The 25,489-nt window shown below is 62.5% G+C and carries 35 protein-coding genes and 1 pseudogene; 15 read left to right on the top strand and 21 right to left on the bottom strand.

The window, feature by feature from the left end:
• Positions 1–239: 239 nt before the first annotated feature.
• The 5 genes from ASE66_RS18615 (at position 240) to ASE66_RS18595 (ending at position 3,099) form a co-directional block, all read left to right on the top strand.
• Entirely contained in the window at positions 240–977 is a 738-nt protein-coding gene (locus ASE66_RS18615) for a peptidoglycan-binding protein (RefSeq protein ID WP_057191215.1), read from the top strand.
• Positions 978–1,259: 282 nt separating this feature from the next.
• On the top strand, positions 1,260–1,523 hold the full coding sequence (locus tag ASE66_RS18610) for a hypothetical protein (protein ID WP_057191214.1): 264 nt from the start codon (positions 1,260–1,262) through the stop codon (positions 1,521–1,523).
• Positions 1,524–1,545: 22 nt separating this feature from the next.
• Complete coding sequence (locus ASE66_RS18605) at positions 1,546–2,139, top strand: hypothetical protein (protein WP_057191213.1); 594 nt, start codon at positions 1,546–1,548, stop codon at positions 2,137–2,139.
• A 273-nt stretch (positions 2,140–2,412) separates the two neighbouring features.
• The gene (locus ASE66_RS18600; RefSeq protein WP_057191212.1) at positions 2,413–2,673 is read left to right on the top strand and encodes a hypothetical protein; all 261 of its coding nucleotides are present in this window, start codon (positions 2,413–2,415) and stop codon (positions 2,671–2,673) included.
• A 3-nt stretch (positions 2,674–2,676) separates the two neighbouring features.
• Positions 2,677–3,099: a hypothetical protein gene (locus ASE66_RS18595; protein WP_156412236.1), complete on the top strand. Its 423-nt coding sequence runs from the start codon at positions 2,677–2,679 to the stop codon at positions 3,097–3,099.
• Between the two features lie 123 nt (positions 3,100–3,222).
• Here the strand turns inward: ASE66_RS18595 and ASE66_RS32165 are convergent.
• Positions 3,223–3,318: pseudogene (locus tag ASE66_RS32165) on the bottom strand (manganese catalase family protein); the annotation flags it as partial.
• Between the two features lie 76 nt (positions 3,319–3,394).
• Positions 3,395–4,564 carry a zinc-dependent alcohol dehydrogenase gene (locus ASE66_RS18590; protein ID WP_057191210.1) on the bottom strand — a complete coding sequence of 390 codons (1,170 nt, stop codon included), beginning with the start codon at positions 4,562–4,564 and terminating at the stop codon, positions 3,395–3,397.
• Between the two features lie 263 nt (positions 4,565–4,827).
• Between ASE66_RS18590 and ASE66_RS18585 the strand changes: the two genes are divergently transcribed.
• The 4 genes from ASE66_RS18585 to ASE66_RS18575 all read left to right on the top strand — a co-directional run bounded on the left by ASE66_RS18585 (position 4,828) and on the right by ASE66_RS18575 (position 7,348).
• A complete protein-coding gene (locus ASE66_RS18585; RefSeq protein WP_057191209.1) occupies positions 4,828–5,733 on the top strand; it encodes a hypothetical protein in 906 nt (301 codons plus the stop codon).
• A gap of 37 nt (positions 5,734–5,770) precedes the next feature.
• Positions 5,771–6,277, top strand: coding sequence for a ferritin-like domain-containing protein (locus tag ASE66_RS18580; RefSeq protein WP_057191208.1), 507 nt, complete (start codon positions 5,771–5,773; stop codon positions 6,275–6,277).
• A gap of 396 nt (positions 6,278–6,673) precedes the next feature.
• Entirely contained in the window at positions 6,674–6,898 is a 225-nt protein-coding gene (locus tag ASE66_RS32160; protein WP_156412235.1) for a hypothetical protein, read from the top strand.
• Between the two features lie 159 nt (positions 6,899–7,057).
• Positions 7,058–7,348, top strand: coding sequence for a hypothetical protein (locus ASE66_RS18575; protein WP_057191207.1), 291 nt, complete (start codon positions 7,058–7,060; stop codon positions 7,346–7,348).
• Positions 7,349–7,429: 81 nt separating this feature from the next.
• Here the strand turns inward: ASE66_RS18575 and ASE66_RS18570 are convergent, their stop codons facing one another.
• Together ASE66_RS18570 and ASE66_RS32155 are read right to left on the bottom strand one after the other, a co-directional pair.
• A complete protein-coding gene (locus tag ASE66_RS18570) occupies positions 7,430–7,678 on the bottom strand; it encodes a hypothetical protein (RefSeq protein ID WP_057191206.1) in 249 nt (82 codons plus the stop codon).
• Between the two features lie 26 nt (positions 7,679–7,704).
• The gene (locus ASE66_RS32155; protein ID WP_156412234.1) at positions 7,705–7,956 is read right to left on the bottom strand and encodes a hypothetical protein; all 252 of its coding nucleotides are present in this window, start codon (positions 7,954–7,956) and stop codon (positions 7,705–7,707) included.
• Between the two features lie 142 nt (positions 7,957–8,098).
• Here ASE66_RS32155 and ligD point away from each other — a divergent pair, with 142 nt between their 5' ends.
• The 3 genes from ligD to ASE66_RS18555 all read left to right on the top strand — a co-directional run bounded on the left by ligD (position 8,099) and on the right by ASE66_RS18555 (position 11,429).
• The gene (gene ligD, locus ASE66_RS18565) at positions 8,099–9,142 is read left to right on the top strand and encodes a non-homologous end-joining DNA ligase (RefSeq protein ID WP_057191205.1); all 1,044 of its coding nucleotides are present in this window, start codon (positions 8,099–8,101) and stop codon (positions 9,140–9,142) included.
• A gap of 155 nt (positions 9,143–9,297) precedes the next feature.
• On the top strand, positions 9,298–9,537 hold the full coding sequence (locus ASE66_RS18560; protein ID WP_156412233.1) for a hypothetical protein: 240 nt from the start codon (positions 9,298–9,300) through the stop codon (positions 9,535–9,537).
• 377 nt (positions 9,538–9,914) lie between these two features.
• On the top strand, positions 9,915–11,429 hold the full coding sequence (locus tag ASE66_RS18555; protein ID WP_057191203.1) for a DUF1254 domain-containing protein: 1,515 nt from the start codon (positions 9,915–9,917) through the stop codon (positions 11,427–11,429).
• Positions 11,430–11,607: 178 nt separating this feature from the next.
• On the opposite strand, the gene ASE66_RS18550 is transcribed toward ASE66_RS18555, so the two are convergent.
• The gene (locus ASE66_RS18550) at positions 11,608–11,847 is read right to left on the bottom strand and encodes a hypothetical protein (protein ID WP_156412232.1); all 240 of its coding nucleotides are present in this window, start codon (positions 11,845–11,847) and stop codon (positions 11,608–11,610) included.
• Between the two features lie 44 nt (positions 11,848–11,891).
• Positions 11,892–12,200 (bottom strand): hypothetical protein, encoded by a 309-nt coding sequence (locus tag ASE66_RS18545; RefSeq protein WP_057191201.1) that lies wholly within the window; start codon positions 12,198–12,200, stop codon positions 11,892–11,894.
• 264 nt (positions 12,201–12,464) lie between these two features.
• Between ASE66_RS18545 and ASE66_RS18540 the strand changes: the two genes are divergently transcribed.
• Entirely contained in the window at positions 12,465–12,674 is a 210-nt protein-coding gene (locus tag ASE66_RS18540) for a hypothetical protein (protein ID WP_057191200.1), read from the top strand.
• Complete coding sequence (locus ASE66_RS18535) at positions 12,667–13,446, top strand: SOS response-associated peptidase (RefSeq protein ID WP_057191199.1); 780 nt, start codon at positions 12,667–12,669, stop codon at positions 13,444–13,446. The genes ASE66_RS18540 and ASE66_RS18535 overlap by 8 nt, the downstream gene beginning before the upstream one ends.
• Before the next feature lie 105 nt (positions 13,447–13,551).
• On the opposite strand, the gene ASE66_RS18530 is transcribed toward ASE66_RS18535, so the two are convergent.
• From ASE66_RS18530 to ASE66_RS18500, 8 genes are all read right to left on the bottom strand, one after another.
• Entirely contained in the window at positions 13,552–13,761 is a 210-nt protein-coding gene (locus ASE66_RS18530; protein WP_057191198.1) for a hypothetical protein, read from the bottom strand.
• Between the two features lie 35 nt (positions 13,762–13,796).
• Positions 13,797–14,243, bottom strand: a complete 447-nt coding sequence (locus tag ASE66_RS18525) for an HD domain-containing protein (RefSeq protein WP_057191197.1) — start codon at positions 14,241–14,243, stop codon at positions 13,797–13,799.
• Positions 14,240–14,611, bottom strand: a complete 372-nt coding sequence (locus ASE66_RS18520) for a hypothetical protein (protein ID WP_057191196.1) — start codon at positions 14,609–14,611, stop codon at positions 14,240–14,242. The genes ASE66_RS18525 and ASE66_RS18520 overlap by 4 nt, the downstream gene beginning before the upstream one ends.
• A gap of 239 nt (positions 14,612–14,850) precedes the next feature.
• Positions 14,851–15,195, bottom strand: coding sequence for a Lar family restriction alleviation protein (locus ASE66_RS18515; protein WP_057191195.1), 345 nt, complete (start codon positions 15,193–15,195; stop codon positions 14,851–14,853).
• Complete coding sequence (locus ASE66_RS32150; RefSeq protein ID WP_057191194.1) at positions 15,176–16,000, bottom strand: hypothetical protein; 825 nt, start codon at positions 15,998–16,000, stop codon at positions 15,176–15,178. The genes ASE66_RS18515 and ASE66_RS32150 overlap by 20 nt, the downstream gene beginning before the upstream one ends.
• A gap of 669 nt (positions 16,001–16,669) precedes the next feature.
• Entirely contained in the window at positions 16,670–17,695 is a 1,026-nt protein-coding gene (locus tag ASE66_RS33280; RefSeq protein WP_156412229.1) for an FRG domain-containing protein, read from the bottom strand.
• A 218-nt stretch (positions 17,696–17,913) separates the two neighbouring features.
• Positions 17,914–18,147: a hypothetical protein gene (locus ASE66_RS18505; protein WP_156412228.1), complete on the bottom strand. Its 234-nt coding sequence runs from the start codon at positions 18,145–18,147 to the stop codon at positions 17,914–17,916.
• A 503-nt stretch (positions 18,148–18,650) separates the two neighbouring features.
• Positions 18,651–18,905: a hypothetical protein gene (locus ASE66_RS18500; RefSeq protein ID WP_057191192.1), complete on the bottom strand. Its 255-nt coding sequence runs from the start codon at positions 18,903–18,905 to the stop codon at positions 18,651–18,653.
• Between the two features lie 90 nt (positions 18,906–18,995).
• Between ASE66_RS18500 and ASE66_RS18495 the strand changes: the two genes are divergently transcribed.
• Positions 18,996–19,184, top strand: coding sequence for a hypothetical protein (locus ASE66_RS18495; RefSeq protein ID WP_057191191.1), 189 nt, complete (start codon positions 18,996–18,998; stop codon positions 19,182–19,184).
• 198 nt (positions 19,185–19,382) lie between these two features.
• Here the strand turns inward: ASE66_RS18495 and ASE66_RS18490 are convergent, their stop codons facing one another.
• The 7 genes from ASE66_RS18490 to map all read right to left on the bottom strand — a co-directional run bounded on the left by ASE66_RS18490 (position 19,383) and on the right by map (position 25,351).
• Positions 19,383–21,176 (bottom strand): caspase family protein, encoded by a 1,794-nt coding sequence (locus ASE66_RS18490; protein WP_057191190.1) that lies wholly within the window; start codon positions 21,174–21,176, stop codon positions 19,383–19,385.
• Between the two features lie 35 nt (positions 21,177–21,211).
• The gene (locus ASE66_RS33720) at positions 21,212–21,340 is read right to left on the bottom strand and encodes a hypothetical protein (RefSeq protein WP_274532965.1); all 129 of its coding nucleotides are present in this window, start codon (positions 21,338–21,340) and stop codon (positions 21,212–21,214) included.
• A gap of 64 nt (positions 21,341–21,404) precedes the next feature.
• A complete protein-coding gene (locus tag ASE66_RS18485; RefSeq protein WP_162262510.1) occupies positions 21,405–21,974 on the bottom strand; it encodes a tyrosine-type recombinase/integrase in 570 nt (189 codons plus the stop codon).
• Positions 21,975–22,438: 464 nt separating this feature from the next.
• The gene (locus ASE66_RS18480; RefSeq protein ID WP_057191188.1) at positions 22,439–23,728 is read right to left on the bottom strand and encodes an AAA family ATPase; all 1,290 of its coding nucleotides are present in this window, start codon (positions 23,726–23,728) and stop codon (positions 22,439–22,441) included.
• The gene (locus ASE66_RS32145) at positions 23,709–23,972 is read right to left on the bottom strand and encodes a hypothetical protein (RefSeq protein WP_057191187.1); all 264 of its coding nucleotides are present in this window, start codon (positions 23,970–23,972) and stop codon (positions 23,709–23,711) included. Before ASE66_RS32145 ends, ASE66_RS18480 begins: the two co-directional genes overlap by 20 nt.
• A gap of 120 nt (positions 23,973–24,092) precedes the next feature.
• Positions 24,093–24,533 carry a JAB domain-containing protein gene (locus ASE66_RS18470; RefSeq protein ID WP_057191186.1) on the bottom strand — a complete coding sequence of 147 codons (441 nt, stop codon included), beginning with the start codon at positions 24,531–24,533 and terminating at the stop codon, positions 24,093–24,095.
• Positions 24,530–25,351 (bottom strand): type I methionyl aminopeptidase, encoded by an 822-nt coding sequence (gene map / locus ASE66_RS18465; protein WP_057191185.1) that lies wholly within the window; start codon positions 25,349–25,351, stop codon positions 24,530–24,532. The genes ASE66_RS18470 and map overlap by 4 nt, the downstream gene beginning before the upstream one ends.
• Between the last annotated feature and the right edge of the window lie 138 nt (positions 25,352–25,489).

Genomic DNA, 25,489 nt, shown 5'->3' with positions numbered 1-25,489 from the left:
GACCAGCCAGTGCAGAGCGAGCGCGAGCGGCAGGAAGCCGAGCAGGAAGGCGAAGGAGTTGAATAGCATCGGCTGGGGCGCGAGCGGCGGGAGAGCGCGGGCTTAGACGGTAATTGGTGCCGTGTCATTTCGCGGGCCGTCATTGCTGCGATCTTGCCGCTCAGAAGTTGCCTTCGCGCAGATTTTTGTGTGCCGTTTCCCGCCGCCATCGGGCGGCTTTTTCACGCCCGGAGCATCAGATGATCCCCAACGAGGTGCAAGCCGCGCTGGTTGCGCTCGGCTATTCGGTGGCCGTCGACGGCAACATCGGGCCGAAGACGCGCGAGGCGATCAAGGATTTCCAGAAGCGGCACGACCTGAAGGTCGATGGCCATGCCGGCCCGCTGACGATCGCCAGGCTGCATGAGGCACTGGCCGCCGCCAAACCGGCGCCTGCGATCCCTGAACCCGGCGACATCGTCCCCGCGCAGTGGATGCCGGCCGGTCGCCTCGAGCGCGTCATCTGTCACTGGACTGCCGGACAGCACCGCGCCTCCGACCTCGATCGCTCGCACTATCACATCCTGATCGAAGGGCAGGGCGGCCTGGTCCGCGGCGACAGCCCGATCTCGGCCAACGGCATCGGCGGCACCGGCAAGCGGGCCAGCCACACACTGAACTGCAACACCGGCTCGATCGGCGTCTCGCTCTGCTGCATGGCGGGAGCGAAGGAGCAGCCCTTCGATCCCGGCAAGGCGCCGATGACGGCCGTGCAGTGGGAGCGTTTGGTGCGTGTCGTCGCTGATCTCTGCCGGCGCTACGGGATTCCGGTCACGCCCAGGACCGTGCTCTCGCATGCCGAGGTGCAGGCCAATCTCGGCATCAAGCAGCGCGGCAAGTGGGATTTCACCCGGCTTGCCTTCGCCCCTTCGGTGAAGGGCGCCAAGGCCTGCGGTGACCTGCTGCGCGCCGGCGTCTCGGCTTCACTCGCCGCTTAATTAGATAAGCGGCAGCGCGAGAACCGTCCCGATCACTACCACGATCGCTGCACGCAGCCATACGCCCTGCGCCTCATTGGAAGTCATCTTCCTCAACATGGACGCACCTCGCTCACGAAACAGGTGCTGCCGGTCACGTTCGACTGGGAGGAAGCTGTGACCGGCAGCGGTTCGAAGCTGGGATGTTTCGAACGCTTCAACAGTACCGCGGGAGACGATCTTCGCAACCTATCGTCCTGTTCAAACCGGCGATTTCCCCTACGTAATCTCAAGGAGCAAATCATGAACGAGCAGATCCTCAGCTTTCTCCGCACCCTCGTGCAATCCGGCGCTGCCGCGCTTGCTGCCAAGGGGCTCAACGACGAGCAGGGCGCGACGGTTCTTGTCGCCTTCGTCATGTGGGCAATCCCGACGGCGTGGGGCCTGTGGGTTCGCCGCAAGGCGGGCCTGGTCGCATCCGCCGCGGCTCTGCCGGAGGTCGCGACCATCGTCACCACACCGGAGATCGGGGCCAAGGTCGACGATCCGTCTGTCACGGCCCGGTGATGGCCCATGCCTGAGAAAGAACGTGCTGATGTCCGATGAGGCGACCGTCAACATCGGCGCGCTCCAGCAGCGCGTCTATGGGCTGGAGAGCGGCCAGCGGAGTATGTCAGAAAGCGTCTCGGCGCTCTCGTCCAAGGTCGAAACGCTTTTCGCCAGCCTCGCGTCGAAGATTGAGGAGCGGTCGCGGCCTCAGTATCCGCTGCTGATCTCGATCGGCCTCTTTGGCCTCGCCGTCATCACCGCGGTCGGCGCCCTCGCATACGCTCCGATCCGCGAAAACCAGACAGATCTCAAGATGGCAATGGTCGAGATGGCCAAGACCGTCGGGACGCTAGGCGAACGCTTCGTCTCGATCCGCGAGCTCGATGGCCGTAGTGGCCGGACGCGATCGGAGATGGAGCGCGTCAACGCCGACCTGAAGGCGCTGGAGGCGGTGACGGTGCCGCGCGGCGAGCACACCGAGCGCTGGCGCGGCTTCGATGCCTCGGTCGTCAATCTCCAGCGCCAGATCGACGACCAGAACAAGAAGTTTGGGGACACGTTCAGCCTGCGCGACGCGCTCCAGCAGATGCAGCGCGAGATCGACCGACTCCGCACCGAGCGGCGCCCGCCCTGATGCGGAACCGGCCGGCTGAAAGGGCGTTAACCGATCTCCAGTGACCAAGCCAACTCGCCCCGCTGGCACCGCCGCGGGGCTTTTCTTTTCGCGACCACTTCAGGAGCGCCGGCAACCGAGCAATAGGCTGCAGGCCAGCAGGGCAAGTTTGTCTTTGGCCATGGCAAGCGCGATAAATATCGGGGAGTGGAACAGCTGCCCCTCGTTTCCGTTTGATCCCCATCGGTGATGCGGCGCTCGGCATCGCCCCAGTTAAGCAATAGGGGATCATCCATGGAGAACGGATTCAAGACGATGTCTGAAGCCGCCGACGAAGGCCGCGGCGGAACCGCGTCCAGTCAATCTTCCGCTGAGGCAGCCTCTGACCGGCTGAAGGACTACGGGGTCGATACACATGTGATGGCCGATGCTGCGGCAGACCGCGTGAGCGAGCTGCAGCGGTTGATCATTGAGGAGGTCCGTGAACGACCGTTGCGCGCCCTCGGTTGGGCAGCGGCAGTCGGCGTCGTGTTCGGCTTCTGGGCAGCGAAATAGGTCGTGGGCGGCCTGCTCGCCTATTTTGCCGCACGAGCAACAGCAGCTCTCAAACGGACGGCGATGTCCTACGCCTTGATGGCGCTGAGTGGCCTCATCACGTTCTTCGCCCTGGGTTACGCACTCAACGCCGGCTACACCGCGCTGATGTTCCGCTACGGTTCGATTCTCGCCAGCCTTTCGATCGCCGGGGGCCTTCTTTTGGCAGCGGCGGGCTGCCTTCTGGCTGCGCGAATTGTTGGCGACCGACCTCGGGCGGCGCCTGCACCTCTGAACCTTCAATACGAAGCTTATATGTTGCGTCGCACGAAATGGCCCGCGCTCGCGGCCGGCGCAGGGATAGCAGGCGTGGCCGCGGTGGCGGCTGCAGTTGTTCGCCGCCACAAGCGCGCGCTTTCAGGCAAGCGCGACAACAACACGCACTAGCCCTTTTCTTTGTCACGAACCTGCTGTCGCTAAGATTCGCAATTCGTGAAGTTCGACTGTGACCAGCCGAGCAGATCTCGCGCGCTGAGGCTTCTAATCCCTCAAAGAGTTCGCTCATGCTGTCCCGAGAGTCGACATCTCGCCGTATTTTCCACCGAGCAATTCCTGAAGCGCGGCCGCGGCGTTCTCGTCTTTCTTCTTCGGGGCGGGAAGGTCTATCTAAAGCTTGTCGACACGTAGAAACATGATCGTCTCCTCATTGCCCCAGCCGATTTGGAGTGCGAAGAACGCGCGCCTAAGGGCGCAGGACGACCTTGATCACGCCGTCCTCCTTGTCGCGGAACTTCTTGTACATGGCGGGCGCGTCTTCGAGGCTGGCCGGATGCGTGACGACGAAGCTCGGATCGATGAGGCCTGCCTCGATCTTCGCAAGTAACGGCTTTGTATAGGCCTGGACATGGGTCTGGCCCATTTTGAAAGTCAGGCCCTTGTTCATTGCAGCGCCGATCGGAAGCTTGTCGGCCATGCCGACATACACCCCCGGGATCGAGATGGTGCCGCCCTTACGGCAGCACATGATCGCTTCCCGCAGCACATGCATGCGGTCGGTTGCAAGGAATGTCGCAGCCTTAACCTTGTCGAGGATGGCATCCGCCGCGCCGTGTCCCGAGGCCTCGCAGCCGACTGCATCGATACAGCTGTCGGGACCGCGACCATTGGTCAGGGCCATGAGCTGGTCGTAGACGTCGGTCTTGGAGAAATCGATCGTCTCGGCCCCACCAGCCTCAGCCATGGCCAACCGTTCCGGCACCTCGTCAATGGCGACGACCCGGCCAGCGCCGAGCATGAAGGCCGAGCGTATCGCGAACTGACCGACCGGCCCGCAGCCCCAGATCGCGACGAAATCGCCGTCCTGTATCTGCGCGTTCTCTGCGGCCATGTAGCCCGTGGGAAAGATGTCGGACAGGAACAGAGCCTGCTCGTCGCTGACGCTGTCAGGCACCTTGATCGGTCCGACATCGGCCATCGGAACACGCAGATACTCGGCCTGGCCACCGCTATAGCCGCCCATCATATGACTGAAGCCGAAGAGCCCCGCCGGCGACTGGCCCATCGCCTTCGCCGCCATCTTGGCGTTCGGGTTGGTCCGGTCACAAGCCGAGAACATGCCCTTCTTGCAGAACCAGCAATCGCCGCAGCTGATGGTGAACGGCACGACGACGCGGTCGCCGATACGCAAGTTGGTCACTTCCGAGCCGAGCTCGATGACCTCGCCCATGTTCTCGTGACCGAGAATGTCGCCACTCTCCATCGTCGGCTGATAGCCATCGAGGAGGTGCAGGTCGGAACCACAGATTGCGCAGCAAGTGATCTTGATGATCGCATCTCGAGGATGCTGGATTTGCGGGTCGGGAACCGTATCGACCCGAACGTCGCCTTTTCCATGCCAACAGAGCGCACGCATGCGTCATCCTTTCAAAGCGGGTTGAGGGACCCCACCGCGAGCCGGAGGTTGACGACAAGCTCGTAACGTTGAGCATCACGACTCAACAAAGGGTGCGTTGATCTGTTCCCGTGCCGCAAGCGTTTATCAACGGACCGCGGCGGCACCCCCGCTGCGGGTTGAGATCAGGGAACACGCAGGTCTTTCGCCCGTTGTGTCGAGATCGGCGGTCAATGGGCCGTCTGCAATGCGCCGCGCAGCGGCGCCTTTAAAGTACAATCCACATGACAGAATATACCTCCCGGGGCGCTGCCGACGGCACTATTGCACGCGCGCCGTCCGCTGTTTCTTGGAGTGCGGTACTGGGAGGTGCTGTGGTCAGCGCGTCCATCTCCCTGATGCTCCTCGCCGCAGGCGCCGGGCTTGGATTTACGTCCATTTCGCCCTGGTCGAATGCAGGCGTTACCGCCGCTACGTTCGGCATCGCCGCCCTTCTTTGGCTGGCGCTCGTTCATCTCATCTCTGCAGGTGCCGGCGGTTATCTAGCCGGTCGGCTCCGCACCAAGCGTGTCGGCCTCCACACCGACGAGGTCGCATTCCGCGACACGGCGCATGGCTTCATGACTTGGGCCGTCAGCGCGATCGTCAGTGCAGTTCTTCTTGCATCAGCCGCCTCGGCGGTCATTGGCGGCACCGCCCGCCTCGGCGCCAATGCTGCATCGAGTCTCGGTTCGGCCGTCTCCGGTGTAGCGAGCCAGGCCGCAGGTCGCGTCGACCTGTCCAACCTCGACCTGTCAGCTTACGTGACGGACACACTGTTCCGCGCAGATCGCCCGGCTCCGTCGTCCACCGACACGGCTCCGGCCCGCGCCGAGGTCGGCCGCATCGTCGCTATGAGCATTCGCAGCGGCGATATGGCCCCAGCCGACAAGACCTACGTCGCCAGCGTCATCGCGACTCAGACTGGCATCAGCCCGCCTGACGCCGAAAAGCGCATCAACGACGCCATAGCCAAGACCAAGGAAGCCGCCGCTAAGGCCGAGCAGACAGCGCGCGAGACGGCGGACGCTGCCCGCAAGGGAGCCGCCTCCTTCGCCCTGGCGACCTTCATCGCGATGCTGATCGGCGCGCTGGCTTCGAGCTATGGCGCGACCGTCGGCGGCCGTGCCCGCGACAAGGCCGAGGCCTGATCACCACGCCTACACCCTGAAACCTGGAGAGACCAAAATGGCCACGACTGCACCCAAAGCCCTCGATGACATGTTTCACGACATGCTCAAGGACGTCTATTACGCCGAAAAGCAGATCCTGAAGGCGCTGCCCAAGATGGCGAAGGCGGCAAAGTCGCCCGAACTGAAGAAGGCTTTCGAGACCCACCGCACCGAGACCGAGATCCATGTCGAGCGTCTGAGCGACGTCTTCGAAGTGATCGGCAAGGCCCCCCGCGGCAAGACCTGCGACGCGATCCTCGGCATTCTCGAGGAAGGCAAGGCCGTCATTGAGGATTATGCCGACAGCCCCGCGCTGGACGCCGGGCTCGTCGCCTCCGCACAGGCGGTCGAGCACTATGAGATGACGCGTTACGGCACGCTCAAATCCTGGGCCAAGCAGCTCGGCCACAAGGAAGCGGTAGCGCTGCTCGATGCGACACTCGCCGAGGAGACCAAGACCGACAAGCTGCTGACACAGCTCGGCGAGCCGGCAAACTCCGCGGCTGTCGCCAAAGCGGCCTGATCCAAAGAGATTCGAGGAAGGCTCGCCGGGCGTTGTTCGGCGGGCCTTTCTTGGATTGCTATTACACCGCCTGCAGACTCACTTGCTATCATCGCCGTTCGGCTATTGGTTCAAGCGACACGGTGTAAGTTGCCGTCGTCGTCCTGGCAAAGCTCTCGATATATCTCCTGGCGGTCGGAGGCCGGGCTGCTGGGCCTTTGTAGCTGAGCCTGGCGTGCTTCGGCTGGGCACGCATCGCATTCTCCAACGCAACTGGTACTGCTGGCTGCAATGCCGGGCGCTAGCAAAGGTTCCGGGTACGGGTGGAACTTTGCTCGCCAAACGTTGTTGGTGATTAGCGCCGCGCCCACTAGCGCCAAGGCCTTTCATCATTCTCGTTGGGTAGGGGTCCAAGAAATGGACGAGGCCCGCATCGAGCATATCGCCAGAGCGCTTTGCCGAGCTGCCAGGATCGATCCTGACGCCCTGATCGAAGGTGGTGACGATGTCCTCTATCTCCACTCGGCGACACCAGGAGTTAATGGCAAGCCGGCTTGGTATCGATTTTTGCCCGCGGCGAAGAGCTATTGCCAGGCGCGCGATTTCCTCTCAATCGATAGCTTGCCGGCCGCCAAAGCCTGAGAGGGCCTTCTTCAGCCCCGGCCCGGCCTTTTCCCTGCGGCGTGTTCGCCTTGCGGTGGCGCATTCCCAGCAGCGCCCTGCCTCTCGCCGGTGCAGTCGCCCCCAGCGCATACCGGCGAGAGGTCGAAATTCTCCGAATGGTGCAATCGCAGCGAAGCCATGAGCCACATTCGTGTCGTCGATCCCGACAACATTCCTGAGACGGTTGTCGCGGGTCCGTTCAACTGCTCTGTGACGGGCGAATTCGCCACCCTTACTTTCACCCACGGACGACCGGTCGCAGAGAAAATGTTGTCCGGGTCAACCGCACAACTATCCATCGAGGCCGTAGTTCGAGCTCGTCTTGTGATGCCCGTCGAAGGTCTGAGGAACTTGCTGGATTCTCTCGATCAGCTTTTAATGGCGCGTCTGATGGAAGACGCGTCGCCAGGCGCGAAGGGCGGCCACTAGGCGCCTCTGGTCCAGCCCGATCGCCTGTGACCGTTTGGCGCAGCTAACGCGCGTCTCCGTAGGCCCTCATAGCCACTGCTTTCAGTTCACCTTCTTGCCCAAGATCTGCTCCATTCGCTCCAGATCGGCCGCCAACGCCGCGGCGCCAGCTGGGCCGCGGACGGCTTCGAGCGGCCTGCCGTCGCGGCCATCCTCCGGATTGCCAGACCCATTCAGGAAGCGCAGCCGTCGGGGCAGAGGCATGGCAAGTAGCGTGTCGACCTCGCACTGCCGCACCCACTCGCTTGACCAAGTCGAGACTTCGCGACCGGCAAGGTGGGAGAAGACCATAGGATGATTGTCTAGGTATCGGGTCGTCACAGTCCGCACCGGGTGAGCGTTAGACGTGTCGATTCGATCTCGAACAGGCAGTCGTCGATGAAGCGCACCGGCGTGCCGTCCTCAAGTTCATATTTTGTGACCGCGAGTTTCGGGAAGGGCCGATAGACGATAACGGTGTAGCGATTGCCTTCTTCGTCCTGGCAGGGTTCTCGGTAGAGTTCTCGCCGGCGAGGCGTACGCTCGGTGACCTGATAGCTGGGGCCGGACCGTTTTGGCTGAGAACGCATGACAACCTCCAACGCAACTGTTCACGGAACTGCCTTGCAGCGCTGGCGTTCCGATCGGTCGTTAGATTCTTCGTCATGAGCCGGAACGCGGCCGGCCGGCTAACGTTCAGTCGCCAGTTCGGTGCGTCCAGTGGTGTTGTGTATGGCGAGGCAGCCGCGTCGTGTCCTGAAGGCTATGCCAGCTGGCGAGGCGCTACGAAGCGCCCCCGTCAAACCGCGGCGCGGCGCTGCCAAATCCGACCTCTTCACAGATCCTATGCCAGCACGGATTGAGCCTTGCCTGGCTCTCCTGCAATCGAAGGCGCCGAGCAGTCCGGATTGGGCCTTCGAGGTGAAGTGGGACGGCTACCGCCTGGCGGTCCATGGCGATGCCAGCGGCGTGCGGATCATCACCCGCGGCGGCCACGACTGGACGCATCGCTTCCCCTCGATCGCCGCGGAAGCAGCCGAGCTCGATGCGGCAAGCTTCATCCTCGATGGCGAGGCGGTTGTTCTCGACGAGGCCGGCCGATCCGATTTCGGACTGTTGCAGCAGGCGCTCGGCGGTCGCGGCGGCAAGGCCAAGGCCGAGCGCGCCATGCTCTTCGCCTTCGATCTGCTTTACCTCAACGGACATGATCTGACCCGGATGGCGCTGGATGAGCGGCGCGGCATGCTCGAGGGTCTTCTTGCCGGCGAGGTCGGAATGATCCGCTTGAGCGAGGAGGTCGAGGCTGACGGCGCCGCGTTCCTGGCCGAAGCCTGCCGGCTTGGCCTAGAGGGCATCATCGCCAAGCGCCGCGATGCCCCTTACCGGTCGGGCCGGGGCGGCGACTGGCTCAAGATCAAATGCGTCCAGTCCGACACCTTCCTGATCATCGGCTACGAGCCCTCCAGCGCGGCTCTGGGCCGCATCGGCCGACTGCTGCTGGCGGGGAACGGAAACTACGGCCTGACCTATGTTGGGAGCGTCGGCACGGGCTTCTCGCACACCAGCGCGACGGCGCTTCGCAAGCAGCTGGATAGGATCACATCCGCATCGCCGCCGGCGCGTGGCTTGAGCCGCAAGGGCGTCGTCTGGGTGAAACCGAAGCTCGCGGCCGAGATCGCCTATCGGGGCTGGACCCATGACGAGAAGCTGCGCCATGCGTCGTTCAAAGGCCTACGCGAGGGAGCGGACAAGGTCACCATCTTCCGGGTGTCCTGACCTCGGCACGGCGCGCCCTGATACATAGACAAGGAGCTAGAAAACGCGCTCCACTGGTTGGCCGTTGTCTCCATACCGCTTCTGGAAATGACCGCGGGCTACGCATGTCGACTCCACTAGGTGGGAGACAGGCTATGCTTACCGGGAAGTGCCACTTGAACCTGCGCAATGGGCGCAGGACCGAGGTCTCCTATCAGTTCACCTCCCATCATGACGACCGCCGAGCCGGCTATCTGCTCCTCGACACAGCAGCATTCGATGACGTCGCGTTTTGCCGTCGGCTGATCGTCGATTGCGATGACGGCTCGTCCGTCGTGGTGGTGGTTTTAAACCGCAGCGACGAGCATCTCGCCGTAACGGGTCGCGTGCTAGCTCTCCCGGTGGCGACTGACTAACAGAAACACAGGGCGCATGACGAAAGCTGCGCCGCGCTTCGTCCAAGGGTCTGCGCGACAAGGCAGACTAGGCGACGGTCTACCGCCTGGTATGATGTCTACGTCCGACCCAACTGCGACACTGGAAGATCGGGAGCTGGTGGCCGGAGTTGGCCCACAGCGGGCTTTCGGAGTGTCTGCTTCCGCGTAGCCGGCTTCTCCCGTTTTAAGCAGCCGTCCACTCAATCCTCTATCTAAGGAGGACTGGGGTCGTGGGCACTTCAAACTTGGCGCAAAATGAATAGCGCAACGCTGTCGCGGCGCTAACGCGTCTGTTGCGATTGACTGCCGCGTGGGAAACCACCGATGGTTGCAGTGGCTGTCGACAGGGGGAAGCAATGACACACACGACGAGACTGCTTTACGCCACCGCCGCAGTGTTACTGATAGGCCTGGCCACCGCTTCTGCTCAACCGGCGCCGCAGATGAAAATGACGACGCCGTTCGCACCGGGCGTCGCCGTACCGGACGAGATCGAATCCTCTATCGGGACGCTCAATCTCAATTACGGCTACCCCTCAGCGGACACCGTTGAGAAAATCTACGACAATCTGGACCGCTCGCGTGCGCTACAGGCTTATCTGCTGGCGATTCCGATCGTCAATCAGGCCGGGATGCGCGACTCGCTGCGCAAGTTCGGACCCGATAATCAGACCAACGTGATCTGGGAAAGCCTGTTGGATTCCAAGACCGTCGCGCTGACGGCCAACGACAACACGATCTACAACTTCATCTGGGTCGACACGAGCAAGGGTCCAGTCGTCGCTGAGGTTCCGCCCAAGGTGCTCGGGACTGTCGACGACTTCTGGTACAAGTGGGTGGGCGACATCGGCATCACCGGGGCCGACAAGGGCGAGGGCGGCAAGTACCTTCTGGTGCCGCCCGGCTTTAAGGGCGACATACCCGTCGGATATCACGTTTTGCGGCCGAGCACCTTCGGCAGCTACTTCGTCTTTCGCGCATTCCTTGTAGACGGCTCCACGCAACCTGCCGTCGATGCGGTCAAGAAAAACCTGCGGATCTATCCCTTGGCTGAGGCTGCCAACCCGCCGCCGATGAAATTCGCCAATGCCTCCGGAATTCCATCGAACTTCGTCTCACCCGGTGACTACTCGTTTTGGAGCCTGTTGAACCAGGTTATCCAGGAAGAGCCGGCGGACGGTTCCGATCCCACCACCTTGGGTCTCTTCGCCTCGATTGGCATCGTCAAGGGGCAGCCCTTCAATCCCGATGAGCGGATGAAGAAGATACTCACCGACGCCGCCAACATTGGTGCCGTCACCGCGCGCACGATTGCCTTCAAGATTCGCCCGAAGGATGCGTATTTCTATCCCGATAGTGCGTGGCGTCTGCCGTTTTTGGGTGGCTACAAATTCGAGTCTGCGCCTGGTGTCAGCAACCTGGACGGCGCAGTCTTCTTTTACTACTTCGCCATCGCCGTGACCCCGGCAATGGAGGAGAAGATGGTGGGCAAGGGCTCGCAATATCCCTGGTCGGTGCAGGATGCGAAGGGCGATCCCTTGGACGGCGGCAAGAACTATAAGTTGCGCTTGCCTCCCAACATCCCGGTCAAGGATTTCTGGTCGGTCATCGTCTACGACAACCAGAGCCGCTCGATGGTGCAGACCGACCAACAGGCCCCGAGCGTCAGTAGCCAGAGCACAGGCGTCAAGACCAATGCGGATGGTTCGGTGGACGTCTATTTCGGGCCCAAGGCTCCGGCTGGGATGGAAAACAATTGGGTGCAGACAATCCCGGGCAAGGGCTGGTTCATGCTCCTGCGCCTCTACGGACCGCTGGAACCGTGGTTCGACAAGAGCTGGCGGCCCGGCGAGATCGAACTCGTCAGGTAGGGACCGCAAACAGAGACCGAATAAGCTAATTCGATACCTCTGAAAGATGGCTGCCAGTGCGGCAGCCATCGGCACAGCCCAAACCATGCCGTTCTTCCGGCGAGGCAGAAGTTGCATGTCCGGCTTGAGGGCGACCCGGCTGCTAAGCCGAAAGACCAGGAACTCCAGCTCTCCCCCCTTAACTGGCATTCTGTTTCCGCGTCACCTGTCCGCGATGCTCATGGACGCTGGGCCGTGACATCAGGTTCTTGCCGCCGCATTTCGAGCATCGGTAGCGCAGGCAGATATCGGGGATCGGCAGATCGTCGGGCAAGCCGTCAGTGCTGACCTCGGCATGGTGGTTGCAGTCGTTGCACCAGATATCCACGCGGTGCCCGCCGTTCTTTCGATGGCTCGCAACCGTGGCCGGCTGCACCATCGAGCCGTCCTTAGTGTAGGCGCGGCGCGGGTTGCGATTCTGCATCAATGCCGAGGCGGGACAGGGCGAAGCGTTTCGCGGACCAGCATGTTGAACTGCTCGACAGCGCGCTCGCGAACCTCCGCCTCGCCGATCTCGCCGGCCTTGCGCTTCTCGGCCGCCTCTTTGAGAAGCATCCCGGCGATCATCTGCGCGGCCTCTAGGGTCACTTTGGCGCCATCGACTCCGTCGCCTGTGATTGCCGTGCTGAGCAGCAGGATCGTCCGTGTAAGGCCTTGCCCGACGTGCTGCCACAGGTGGAGCAGATTGACCAATTCGGCCTTGTGCAGGTTCGCCAACTCCGTCATGTCCATCTCGCGTCTCCTATAATGGCTTGACTCCCGCGCCATCTTGTTCCGCTTATGTTCTCATTATCAGGGAACGCGGACTATGTCACCACCGGCGCCAGAGCGTCCGACCTTGGACACCTTGCTACGGGAATATCCCTGGATTCTGATCCGCTTCCGATGCCACCATTGCGAGCGCGGCGGAGATTCCCGCCTTGCCGATTGTGTGGCGCAGTATGGCACCCGCGCGCCGCTCCGGCGTCTGCTGCGCGTCTTCGTCTCGCATTGCCCATGGGACCCGCACACGAGCTGCGCAAGCCGCAGAAGTACGGCCGCAAGTGCGGCGCATACATGCCCGACATCGGCCGCGTCGGGCCGCCGGATCTGCCACCGGCGCTGCTCGAATGGCAGTTGATCGAAGGCGGCAAGGGCGACATGCTCCCGGCCGAGCCGAAGGCGCCACGCCGCCGCCGGCGCGTCGGCGAGGGCGATGATGTGTAATCTTTACAGCCACACCCGCAACGTAGAGGCGATGCGCAAGCTGTTCGCGCGGTTTAATGATGGCGGCGCGAACTTCGCCAACCTGCCTCCGCAGCCTGGCATCTTCCCTGACTATGAGGCACCAATCATCCGCAATGAGGATGGCGAGGCGCGCCTGACCATGACGCGCTGGGGGATGCCGTCGTCGAAGAAGGCGCTGCTCGATGCCGCGACCAGGCGAGCCGACAAGCTGCGAGCGAAGGAGAAGCCCGTCGATTTCGACCTGCTCCTGCGCATGGAGCCCGACAGCGGAACGACGAACGTCCGCAACACCTCGAGCTCGCATTGGAAGCGCTGGCTCGACGTGCCGAACCGCTGCCTCGTCCCCTTCGCCAGCTTTAGCGAGTTCAATCGCGATGCCGGCGGCGACATCTGGTTCGCTTTTGGCGAGGATCGACCCACGGCCTTTTTCGCCGGGATTTGGTGCGCGCAATGGAAGAGCGTGCGCAAGGTAAAGAAGGGGGAGGAGACGGCAGACCTCTTTGCCTTCCTAACGACCGATCCGAATGCCGAGGTGGCGCCAATCCACCCAAAGGCCATGCCGGTGATCCTGACGACGCCGGAGGAGTGCGCAGCCTGGATGACGGCGCCATGGGATCAGGCGAAGGCGCTGCAACGGCCCTTGCCGGAGGGGATGCTTGAGATCGTCGCGCGCGGCGTGAAGAAGGATGATCCGACTGATCCGGCGCTGTTCCCAGCGGTCAAGCCGCCGGCTCAAGGCGACCTGTTCTAGGTCGCCCGACGCTTCACCACCCAGCCCGCCACCTCAGCCAGACCGCGATACCAGCCGTGAAGGCCGTCACGATCAGTGCCGCGATGAGAATGCTGCTCGGCCGGGTCACTGTTTTGGCAGCCGCTTCGCCTGTTCCAGGCTGGCGCGCGCGAGCAGGGCCTCCAGCTCCGCCACGACCGTCGGCGGCAAACGCAAGACAACGTCCGTGTCAGCCTCAGTGCTGAAGGTGATCAAGGAATCATGCGTCGGGTCGCCACTGACTTCGACCGAGGCGACGCGGACAACTGGGATTTCAATGGCCTGCTTGTCTGGCATCGCCCTTGTCCTAAGAGTAACTTCATCCCTCCATTTTACGGCGTCTCCTTGACGGTGGCGAGGGTCTGGAGGGCCGAAGCATATTGGCGGCGCAGTCGATCTTGGTCCGCCTCCGGGAGCCAGGACAGGCGCTTCTCGTCGCTGTTGTCCGCGAGATCCGCCTCTTTCACAGGGCGCGCGAGACGATCGATGGCAGCACGTCTCACGTAGGCGAGGTATTCTTCGCCGTCGCGTCTGGTCAAGGCATCGATGGCGCTGACGATCTCCAGAGAGAAGCCTTCCTCGGCAAGCTGCTCTAGCGACCACTCTGAATCCTCGACAACGTCATGCAATGCCGCAACGATCGCGAGTTGCTGCTCGCCGGCCGCGAGGAAGCGCGCCATGAGCCTCATCGGATGCGCGATATAGGGTTCGCCAACCTTGTCCGTCTGGCCGGCGTGCGCCACTGCGGCGATTGCGATTGCTCGGTCTAGCGTGCTCACGTCTTCTCTCCCCGAACATCTGAGGCTGCGGTACCGTCTCCCGCCGCTGAGAGCATGGCGCGGCGCTCTCGATCATCAAGCAGCGCATCGATCGAGCTCCGGAGTTCAGCGATGAGCTTTTCGTGTGCCTCGATCGTAGCCATGGACACCACGACCGCCTCCACTCCCTCGACGGTGAGCCGGGAGCCGAACTTCAGCCCCTCCGCCTCCTTCGGCTTGGCGGGTCCAAAGGCGTAGTCAAAACCAGCCGCGCCACCGATGGCAACCTCAGCCAATTCGAGCCAGATGCGGTCCAAAGGTTCGGCTACGAGCTCGCGGCGATGCTTCTTCATCAGATCAGCGACATATCGGACCTTCTCGTCGGTCATGGCGTGACTCCTGGATGGCGCGGAGGATGCCCCGAGATCCCGGGAAAGCCTTCTCCCAATCCTCAAAATTGGCGGCTGTAGCTCTGGCCTCTATTTGATCGACAATCTCAGTGAACGCCTTATCGGAGGATGGCCGCGTGCTGTGCCAATAGCTGACTGCCAGCACATGCAGGTCGTCTAGATGCGCGCCCGAGGATAGTTGATCTCCGCTGTCCACCCGCTCTATGAGCCCCTTCGCGTTAGTCGGCATGGCTGCTGGCCTCCTTGAGGGCGGTGGCTTCGAGATAGGCGAGCCGTTGCCGCATGGTGGTCAGGAACCGCTCCACTACGTGGCGCGAAGCCGGCTCGTGGTAATCCTCGGGGAGGTCGAGCGTGTCCGCGGCGTTGCCGATGCGCTGGTTCCAACTGCTTGCGGCGCGGATCCTTGCGGGCTCGTCGTCGGCACGGCCGTGATACTGGGGCGGCCCGCTCGCCTGGCAGGAAGCGCAAACCACCTTGTGACCATCACGAATGTGCCGAACGCGTGCGCTCTCGATGCCGCAGAACGGGCAGGGCAGCAGGTCACTATCTGTCGCCCCGGTCATGCTGCGCTCCTGGGCTTGGCAGTTCGGTGAGCGTCGCGCGCTGCCCCTCGATCCGAACAACATGATTGTCGCGAAGCTCCTTCCAACCCGCGTTCCAGTGCCCACCCTGTGGCTTCATGCCAAGATCGGCGGCGATCGCCGTCCTTTCAGCTGCGCCTCCGGTTTCGAAGAGCCGCCGCAAGATCTTCGGCGCCGCGCCGGACAGCGCGCTCGCCCACATGTCGACGACGGCAGCAGGATCATTCGACGCCATTGCGGCGTCGTCGGAAGGCTGCGCGAGGCGCACTAAGCCGTCGGCCTCCGTGATGAGCCCGCCGTCGGCAAGCCCCTTCCTGCCTGCATTGAAATGGCCACCGCGCGCCTTCAGGCCGGCGAGCGTCGCGACCTGCGTCCACGACCGGGCAACCGGCAGGTTCGTATCCAGCACCGCCAGCATCTTCTTCGCCGCGCTGTTGAGCGGGTTGGGCTCCGACGGTTGACGATTCGGCTCGATTTTCGGTTTCGGTTGCGCAGCTGCCTTGGCGACGGCCACGGGCGCTTTCGAAGGCTCGATCCATGAACCTCGGCCAAGCGCCTCGGAAGCTTGCTCGGCGATGCCTCCCCATGCCGTGCGATATCCTTCGGTCCAGCCGGCGTTCTTGCCCTCGGCGAGGCCGCGCGCATACCCGCGCTGCTCGGCCGCGGCGATTTCGTCGACCAGGACCGTGCCGGCCCGCTTGCCGGACACACCTGCAGGAGCACCAGCACCGCCTGCAGTTTTGCGCTCGACCTGCATCTCCTGCAGGGCGGCGCGGATCTCAGCCATGCCGGCTTGAGAAAGCGGCTTCACCTCGCGCGCGGCTTCCCCGGGCTCCCAGAATCGTAGGAGGTGATCGCAGGAAACATCGTGCGCTCGAGGACATCTTCCGCCGGCTGCCAGAGCCATCATTCACCGCGAGGTAGAGATGCGAGGCTGTCGAGGACCAGCTTTGACTCTTCGCTGTCGGCATTGCCTTTCACCCACTCCTCGATCGCCTTGCGGTCCTGCGGGCTCGTCAGCCGCATCGCGATGAGCGTGTCGATCTGCGAGAACGCTCTTGTCGATCACGGCCGGCCGCTGTGTGATCATGATCGGCCGGGACAATGCCGCGGAGCGCGCGAGCGGGGCACTATGGCCGCGCTGGCGGCGTGAGCTGTATCGATATGGACCTGAGGTGTTGGGCTGGGCTGTTTGGCCCGCACTAATGGCTATAAGGACTTTGGACGGTCGGGCTGCTCTGAGAACTCACCCGGTCGAGTTCCACGTTGCTGCGCCATTCGCCCAGCAGCGGGGGCGAAGCGCTGAGCGATACCGATGACCGCCGAGCGGGAGCCCACAGCGGCTCGGCAGAACCGTGCGGCGCGACGGGCCGCGAGGGTAAAGGGTTGCAAGCTGCATTGAGCATTGAGTCAGCCGACTATCGCGTCGCAGAGCCCAAGGGTTGCGCCCGGGTGCCTATCGAGCCCACCGCTTCAAAACCTCGGCCGCAATGTTGTCCATGGTCGGCATGAGAGAAGACATTAAAATACCCTCCCGCCACAGCTGTTTTTGAAGTTCTTCGAACTCTGCTTGTGGCAAAACTAGCTTCCGTAGAACGGTGTCAGAGGTTTTCGATTGAGCGACAAAGTCTTCCAAGCTGGGCCTGCATCCTTCATTCATTATGTAATAGAGGCCAGCGGCAGAGACAGACGTAAATACTCCCGATTGCGCGGCGAGAAACGGATTTCCTTGAGATGAAGGTTTGGCAACATGAACGCCGCATGAAATTGGTACAGTGCGCACTCCATCGATGAATTGAACCGGAGCAAGCTTAACTTCGCTCGCGCGTCGGCGATGGAGAGCCCAAACCGCTAGCTCTGCACTGCTCCTATTGTCTTCTACCGCGAAATAAAGCGCTGTCAGGGGGTTCTTGGTCCAATCCAATAGCCTTGTCGGTATTTTGTGGTGCTGCGCTAGGGCCAGCGCGGGAAGCGTATTGGTGAACCGAAATGCGTATTCGTCGCCAATCATCGGGAACCCCGCTTCGCAGAGCCAATCTGGCTGATCGCCGTCAGGCGGCAAGGAGCCGAACGGGTTGTGCATTCCTAGAGCGTCGCACCGTCCAATAAAGTCCCAGACAGGTAGCCATTCGGCGGTATTTTCAATCGTCAGGCGGCGCGGCAGATCCTCGGCCTCGAAATCAAAGTTGTGCTCTGCTGATGCGTGGTTGCCCCACAGCCAACGCATCTCTTGATGCGGATTAACGCGAGCAAGACGGCGTGATGCTTCCTCTCGCGCCCGCTGGATAACGGAGTTCCCCTCTCGCCAAGCTGCCGGAAGGAGCTTCCAAGACGCGTCGCCGTGGCCACGAAAGACCCACGGGCACGCGGCATCGTCGTCTTCCCACCATAGATCGTTGGAAGGCCTCAGAGCCTCCATGAACTCACGCGCCGTTTCGGCGCGCCCGACTTCGATCCCGCTTGCCTCTCGCTCCCAAAGCATCGCTAGCCCCCTGACGTGCTATCAGTTTTCCATAATGCTGCAGATTCGTCAGCCTTGACTCCTTTCCAAGCCTGTTCTCATTATGTTCTCATAGCCGAGAGCGAGAGCAAATGTCAGCGCAACCAGCCGACCAGCGGGTATAAGACGCGTCCCTTGATGCCGAGATCACGGCGATGATCGCCGAATTGATTGAGGAGCACGGCTCCGAGCCAGCCGCGCTACGGGCGCTTGCGCACGACTTCCTCGTCCTGCTTGCCGATGCCAGGGCTCGGATATTGCACCGTGATCGACCAGCCCCACATCGGTTTTGGAAGGGTGCTATGGAAGACGATCACCCCGACGTGCACGCCCTCGCTGGTAACCGTCCAAAAGCTCTCGCGAATCCGCTCGTCGGGGTCGTCAGGATAGGTGCGGAAAGAACTGGGCCCATAGCCATACAATAGCACCGGCACGGTCTCGCTTCGGCGGGCCGGCCTTTTCCTGGGTTCACTGCCAACGCACGGTCATCAAGTACGGCGCCATGATGGCGAGCCAGAAGGTAAGTTGAAAGAAGCCGTTCATGGCTTTTCAGGTGGAAGTATCACGCAGAACATAAGCCAGCCGACAACTCGCCATGATGTCAGTGACGATGCCGTAACAGACAGCTGGTCAACTCGTCCATCGTCAGTCGGATGGTCTTTGAAGCTGGCTCGAAGCCGGCGGACTGCAAGGACCGATCCCATTAAAGCGTAAAGCACAACTAGCGCCGTCGCGGCGCGGAAGAACATGTAGGCAGAGCACTCCATGGCCGCCTCCGTTCTAGTTGAGTCACTCTGCCTCAGCCGCTGATCGGCTTCAACGTACAAATCAGCCGTGGATCTCGCTGCCAGGTAGGCGAACTGTCAGCGCCGACCAGAACGTGTCGTGGCACCCGGGTTTCGCGTGGCCACTGTGGGTCTGCGTAGCCGGGATCATGTCATAGCGCCCTGATCTGTTCTTCGAACTCCTCCGAGATGGCGCCGTGGCGCGCCAGCACTTCGATCGCGCTTACCTCGCCGGTCTCACCATCTGCGGTGACGTGGATAACGGCGACGCCTTCCGCCGTTCGGCCTAGACGCTCGCCCTCATTCAACGCGTGATGTTTCGTCTTTGCCAGTACGCGCTGAGCCGGCACCAGGCGCTTGCGATGCGTCCGGAACGGCTGGAGGAAGAAACTATCGACTGCGGCCATGGCTTGACTGTCTCGGGGTATAGTTCTCAGTATGTTCTCATTCTGGAGAGCGCAACCCTGCCAGCTGTGCCATTGCCGGATACGTCGCCAATGACGGAACTGGAGACCGAGATCGATGATCCCATTGAAGAGCATGGTAGCGAGCGGGCGCTGATCCGAGCGCTGCTGCTCGATCTGGACGAACTCGCGCGTGACGGCGATCGCGCGTCCTCGAAGGGTTTTCTCCGCGGGCTGTTTTCGGAGGGCGCCCGGGCGGTTCCAAGCGATGACGAGGCGTGAACGCCGGCCGGTGATACTGGCGACGACAATCGGACACTGACGCCGCGGTATAAACCTGCAAATCGGTAGGGCATTTCGGCATGATCGCTGATCGATCTGGCCAAACTGACGCTCGCGCTGCGTATCAGCGTGCCGGAGGTTGAAGCGGCCTGCATGATCGCCGAAATAGTTTCTGCGCGGCAGCTAGCTCGATCTGCCTTAGATCCCATTTGCCTCATTCGTGTGCAAATTGACCTCGACCTGATCCGTTCCAGCCGGTCGACCATTGCGAGTGACAGTGCGTTCGACGACTCGGATCCTGTGGCCCTGTGCATTCACGTACGTTCTCACGGTTCTGGCTCGAACCACCACGTGGTCTCCGCTCGAGTTCTGGAAACTCTGTGTATTGCTGCCGCCCGAGTCAGGCGCGGACGGCGCGACTGGCCTGGCGCTTCGGACTTTTTCCGTCCTTCTCGCGGCGATGCAGCGGCTGCCGGTTAATGTCTCTCCTTTTTTGCACTTAGGCGGCGAGGGAGTCTTCGTTTGAGCGGCCGGCTTATTCGGGGGCGCGACGCTAGGCTTCGGCTCATCTGCCGGCGCGGGACTTGCCGGAGGTAGCGCGACTACCTGACCTTTCGGGTGCGGCACAGTGGGTGCGCCAGCACTCTCTTCCGTTCGCCCCAGATATCCCAGAGCAACAGCTCGATAAGCGCACACCGTTCCACAGCTGCGGAGATATTCCTCGTATTTGCCGGCCGTGCTGAGTGTTTGCCAGTTCCGTTCGTCAGCGGCCGACTCTGCGCCGCGGTGCCTGTTGAGAAGCTGCGCCATGGCCGTCGCCCGATACTGGCAGACCTCGCCGCAGCGAGCGACATAGGCCTCCAGCGCGCTACGCTCACCCGTCGCCTTCGCCTGCTGCCAGTTCGCCTCGTCCCGTGCCAACGCGACGGCGCGCGCTACTGCGGGTACGGGCAACGCCACAGGCAACGTCAAGGATGCTTGGTCGATCTCCGGCGCCTGCTCGCGTCCGCTGTCACGTCGGGCGGCGACCTCGACTGTTTGCAAGAGGTACCGTTGCAGATCGGACCATGCGAGAGGACTATCTTCCGATGCCCCCTCCTGTCGCGCCAGCCCCGCAGCGCCCATCAGGAAGCGGCTGGTGAACAGGCCGAGCTTCTGGTTCTCATCCCAATTGGCCGGGGTGGTGCCGGAGGTCGCCACCAGCTTGACGATGCCGGACCCTGCGCGGGGCTTGGCCGGAACGAAGCCTGGTGCGGAGACCGCAAGCAAGCTCTCGCCCTTGCGACCCGTCTCGCCGGTGAAGCAGGCGTCAACCATCACGATGAGCTGGCGCTGCGAGCCGATCTTCTGCCGGACCAGTTCCAGGTTCCGATAAAGTGTCTGCAGAGCATAGCCGGTTTCGATCAGGTTGGGATTGCCGTCCTGCGGGAGCAGCATAGGCTGGCGGGTTGCGAGGTCGGGCACGCCATGACCGGAATAGTAGACGAAGACGTTCGATCGGCCTTCGGCTGTGCTGCGCCAGAGCCGACCGCTCTGCGGATTGACTTCGGTCCCGAAAACCTGATTGAGCTCACTCAGCGTGGCGTCCTTCAACAGGAAGATGTTCTGCTCGCGAAAGCCGAGAGCACCAATAAGCCAGGCCTTTATCGCCTCGGCGTCATTATGAGCGAAGTCGACCGAGCTGGTCTGCTTGTAGGTCTTGTTGCCGACCACAACCGCGATCGAATCGGCATTGTCGGAGAGGAGCCGGCTTTGTGCCGAAGAACGCTCCGGTAGCAAGAGACCTAGGCAGAGAAGAAATCCGACGAGTATTGTCCGCATGGCGCGCCCCTGACCCTGCGGCAGGTTGCCATGGATAACAGCTTTTGGCGAGAGTATGAGAGAGACCTCGATGACCGGAATGGGTGCGAGACGATCAAGCTCATTCCGCCTCTCTCCCACCCTGCCCGCGCTCTCAGCCCAGACCGCTATCCACGCGGTGACAGCCGCCATGATCAGCGCGGCGAGGAGGAAGGCCGACTATCGGGTCACTGCTTAGTTAGCCGCTTAGCCTGCTCCTGATTGGCGCGCGCCAGCATTGCTTCAAGCTCAGCCACAACCCCCGGCGACAATCGCAAAGCGATGTCAGCATCAGCCTGTGCAGCGAGGATGATCATCGTATCCTGCGTTGGGTCGGAACTGACCTCGATCGACAAGAGTTACGGCGCGGGCAACCCTTCGCTACGGCCGTTCCAACCGCTTTCTCTCCAAATCCGTCCGCCGCCCTTGCTCGCCGGCGAGTTTACTCGCCCAGGCAAGGGAGTCTTTCCACCACTCGAGTGAACTCCAGGTATCCGGCACGGCGATCGTGTTGATGGCCTCTATCCGCGGCTGCGGGATATTGGTGTATCGCCTCGACATATCGTTGACGGCGTGACCGAGGATCTGGTCTTTGACGTACTGGTGCACGCCGTTGACGACGAGCTGCGTCGAAACGGTGTGGCGCGCCGTGTAAGGGCTGACGTCAAGGATGCCGCTTCGCGTGCGTGCCGCCTTAAGAGGCATCTTCAATTGCCCTCCGGCATTCTCCAGCACGGCGTAGGGCTTTCCATCATGTGTCCGGAAAACCTTGCCACCGCGCTGAACCAGTGAGGCGAACAGCCGCGCCAGAACTTCGTGCATCGGCACGCCTCGTGGCTCGCCAGTCTTGCTGCTGCGGACCACCAGCCAGCGCTGCTCTAGATCCACGTCAGACGCCTCAAGTGCGAAGAGCTCTATCGGCCGCAAGCCGGTGAAGAACAGCCCGGTCATGGTCATCGCTGGGGCAGGGGAAAGAGCTGCCACGAACTGGGCTGCGTGATCATAGGTCGTCGGACGCGAGCCAACCCTGGTGGCCTTTCGCGGTGCGTTGGTCGACTTCGGTTTGCGCGGCAAATTCCATGTGCGAGCTTCGGCCCAATCCTGCCGTACTGCGTAATTCCCCACCGCACGAAACGGAACTGGCGCAGCAGCGTCGAAGGGAGGGCCTCTGGATATAGCTTCCGCGCGAGCTTATCGACCTCAGCCTGTGTGATGTCCTTGAGCTTCCTGCCGCGGAGCTCGACGGCAAGCCCGCGCGACCAGCCGCTTGGCGGCTCTTTGATTTTTTACAGGGGAACCTCGGTGGGGCGTCCAGCCCCTACCAGGGTGTTCCACCCTGCCGGGGGTATAAGGGGGGTGGAAGCACACCCCCCTGGTATAGGGGTGGAAGGGGGGTGGAAGGTGGGGTGGAACACCTAATCCTCTCCGCCGAAATCGTCGGCTGAAACGAGGAGCTGCTGGCGTCGTTTGGACGGCGGGCCGTACTTCGCAACCTTCAGCGTGCCGTCAGTGAGGAGCCGGTGCATGGATTTCTCAAGCGTCCGCTCGTCGTATGGCGCCGCGTCAGTCCGAGAGGCCAGTACCTTCGGCGCGAAGTTCACGCCCTTGGTTGGCGCCACCACCTGTCCGGAGCGCGAGACCGCTCTTAGGAGGCGGATAAAGGCGTCATCCTGTGCCCGGTTGACGAAGGCGATTTCAGCTGCGGGCAACCCTTTATCCAGCACGAAAGCACCGGCTCGCCAACGCAGCTTCATCTCATCGCCGACAGCGCCGTAGTTGGCTTTCATCGTCCTCAGAACACGAATGTCCGGGTCGACGTCCTTACCCTCCGGCCGCGTCAGATAGATACGACTCCGCACCGAGTTGTTCCAGGCCGTAGAGCCGGACGTGCCCGTTCCGGTCTGCATTCCCGACACCGATGGATGCGAGAGCAGCACAACGGCGCAGTTCCATTTGATGGCCAGCCCGCGGAGCATCGCGACGAACTGCCGGACTTGACCGCGCTTGATCTCATCGCCGCCGAACAAGTCAGCGCTCGTGTCGAGGATGACCAACCCCGGCTGATGCCGAGCGATATGATTGTCGAGGCTGATGAAATTGCTGGTCGGCTGCATGACGCCTTTGCCGTCCGGCGTAGCCAGCAAGGCGTCACGATCGGCCAAAGGGATCAATCGGAAGTCCACCAGATCGGCTAGCGTCCGGTCATGCGCAGCCACGATATCGGCGAGTCGGCGGTGGAACTCGTCGGCCTCGTCTTCCGCGCCGAGATAGACGACGCCGCACCGAGCCGGGGTTAGCCCCAGCGTCTCAACACCAAGGCAAGCCGCAGCGGCGATTTGAACGCCGAGCAGGCTCTTACCCACGCCGCCGTCACCGGCGAGCATTGTCACCTGACGCGTCGGGATCAGGCCTTCTATGAACCACTCACGCTGCGGCACAGGCAGGCCATGCCAATCCGCCGGGCAGATGACAGGCAGCGGCGCGCCCTTAGAGCCTGGGGCGTCGTTGTCGTTGTCGGCTTTGGGGCCGGCCTCAAGCTCGGCCTCGCGGGCCTCCGCATCGTGGTCAAGCTCGTCACGCTGCTCGCGAATAATCGCGGTGTGAGCCGCAACGTATTCTGAGACGATTGCCTCAATCTGCTCTGGCGTCTCGTCTCCGCCAAAGATGAGGTGGGGCAGGGCGGCTTCAGGCGCAGGTTCGGTCAAGGGCGTGAAGCCTCCTGTAAGCCGCTTCGGCGGCGCTGTTGATCTTGGTGAAGAGGTCTGGTGTGAAGTTCGCGACACGCTGCCCGTAAGCTGCAGGCGGCGCGGCTATGAATGTGCCGTTGGGCCTGAGCCGTAGACGGAAGCCCGAGAGTTTCATGTCGGCGAACGACACTGAAAAGCGCGCAACAGTGCGCGCCGTGCTGCCGCCCGGGTCTGGCAACGGCACGAAGTCCGTGATCTGCATTTAGCAGTCTCCAATGTGTGGAATGACCCACCGGCAGATGCGGGCGGGCAAATTTGTGAGATGTGGTGAGGGACGTCCGACGCAAGGCGAGGGACGTCAGCTAGCTAAATCAATAGCTTGTCATAGAATGCGGAACTGCTCGCGCTCGGCGAAGGCCATGGCCAACCGGCAATAGTCGATCACCGAGGACCAGGAGGAGAGCACCGGCTTCTTGGCGACCTGGCCCTTCATCGTGCGCTTCAGCGCCGCCTCGACGATCTTGAGATCGAGCGCGACGCTCTCGCCGATGCCCTTGACCTCCGTCAGCCGCGACAACGGCGCGCCGATCACCTCGGCGAAGGAGCCGAAATGCTGGATCAGCTGCTTGGCGAGCGGCTTGACGTCGCGCTGCGGGATCGAGCGGAAGAGCAAGAGCTCGAGCAGCTCGTAATCGGGCAGGGCGGCGTCGCCGCCGTCGAGGAAGCGTTGGCGCAACCGTTCACGATGGCCGAGATGATGTGGCTGGGCGTCGTCCGGGGCGGCGGCAAGCGGGGCTGGTTTGCCGCTGCCGCCGTTTTTCATGGGCGGGCGAGCGGATTATCGAGGCCGGCAGGCGAGAGCGTGAAGATCTCGCAGCCGGCGTCGGTCACGCCGATCGTGTGCTCGAACTGGGCCGAGAGCGAGCGGTCGCGCGTCACCGCCGTCCAGCCGTCGGAGAGCACTTTCACGCTGGCCTTGCCGAGATTGATCATCGGCTCGATGGTGAAGAGCATGCCGGGCTTGAGTTCGACGCCTTCGCCTGGGCTGCCATAGTGCAGGATATTGGGCGCGTCGTGGAAGACCTGGCCGAGGCCGTGGCCGCAGAAGTCGCGCACCACCGAGCAGCGCTCGCCCTCGGCATAGCGCTGGATCGCAAAACCGATATCGCCGGTGGTCGCGCCGGGGCGCACCGCGCGGATACCGCGCAGCAGGCTCTCATAGGTGATTTCGACCAGGCGCTCAGCCTTGCGCGGGATGTCGCCGACCGCGAACATCCGGCTGGAATCGCCGTGCCAGCCATCAACGATCAGCGTGTAGTCGATGTTGACGACGTCGCCCTCGCGCATCGGCTTGTCGTCGGGGATGCCGTGGCAGACGACATGGTTGATCGAGGTGCAGATCGACTTGGTGTAGCCGCGATAGAACAGAGTCGCCGGGTAGGCGCCGTTGTCCATGGCGAACTGGAAGGCGAGATCGTCGAGGCGCTGGGTGGTGACGCCGGGCTTGACCTCGCCGGCGAGCATGTCGAGGCCGCGCGCGGTGAGCTGTCCGGCCTTGCGCATTGCCGCGAAGCCCTCGGGGCCATGCAGCTTGATGGCGGGGTCGCGCCGCGCGCGCGAGATCGATTCGTTCAAGGTCATTCCGGAGGCCGCTCCTAGACCTCCTTATTTATTGGGTTTGGGTTGTGGCGCAAGGCGGATGCGCTGGAAGCGCAACCCAGGCTCGGCTGCGCGGGGCTCGGCAGGCCCCACGGGCGGGTCGCCAGGCGCCGGCTGCGA

Source organism: Allobosea sp. Root483D1, from assembly GCF_001429505.1.
In the GTDB taxonomy this organism is placed as follows: domain Bacteria; phylum Pseudomonadota; class Alphaproteobacteria; order Rhizobiales; family Beijerinckiaceae; genus Allobosea.
This window is presented reverse-complemented; position numbering and strand designations above follow the sequence as displayed.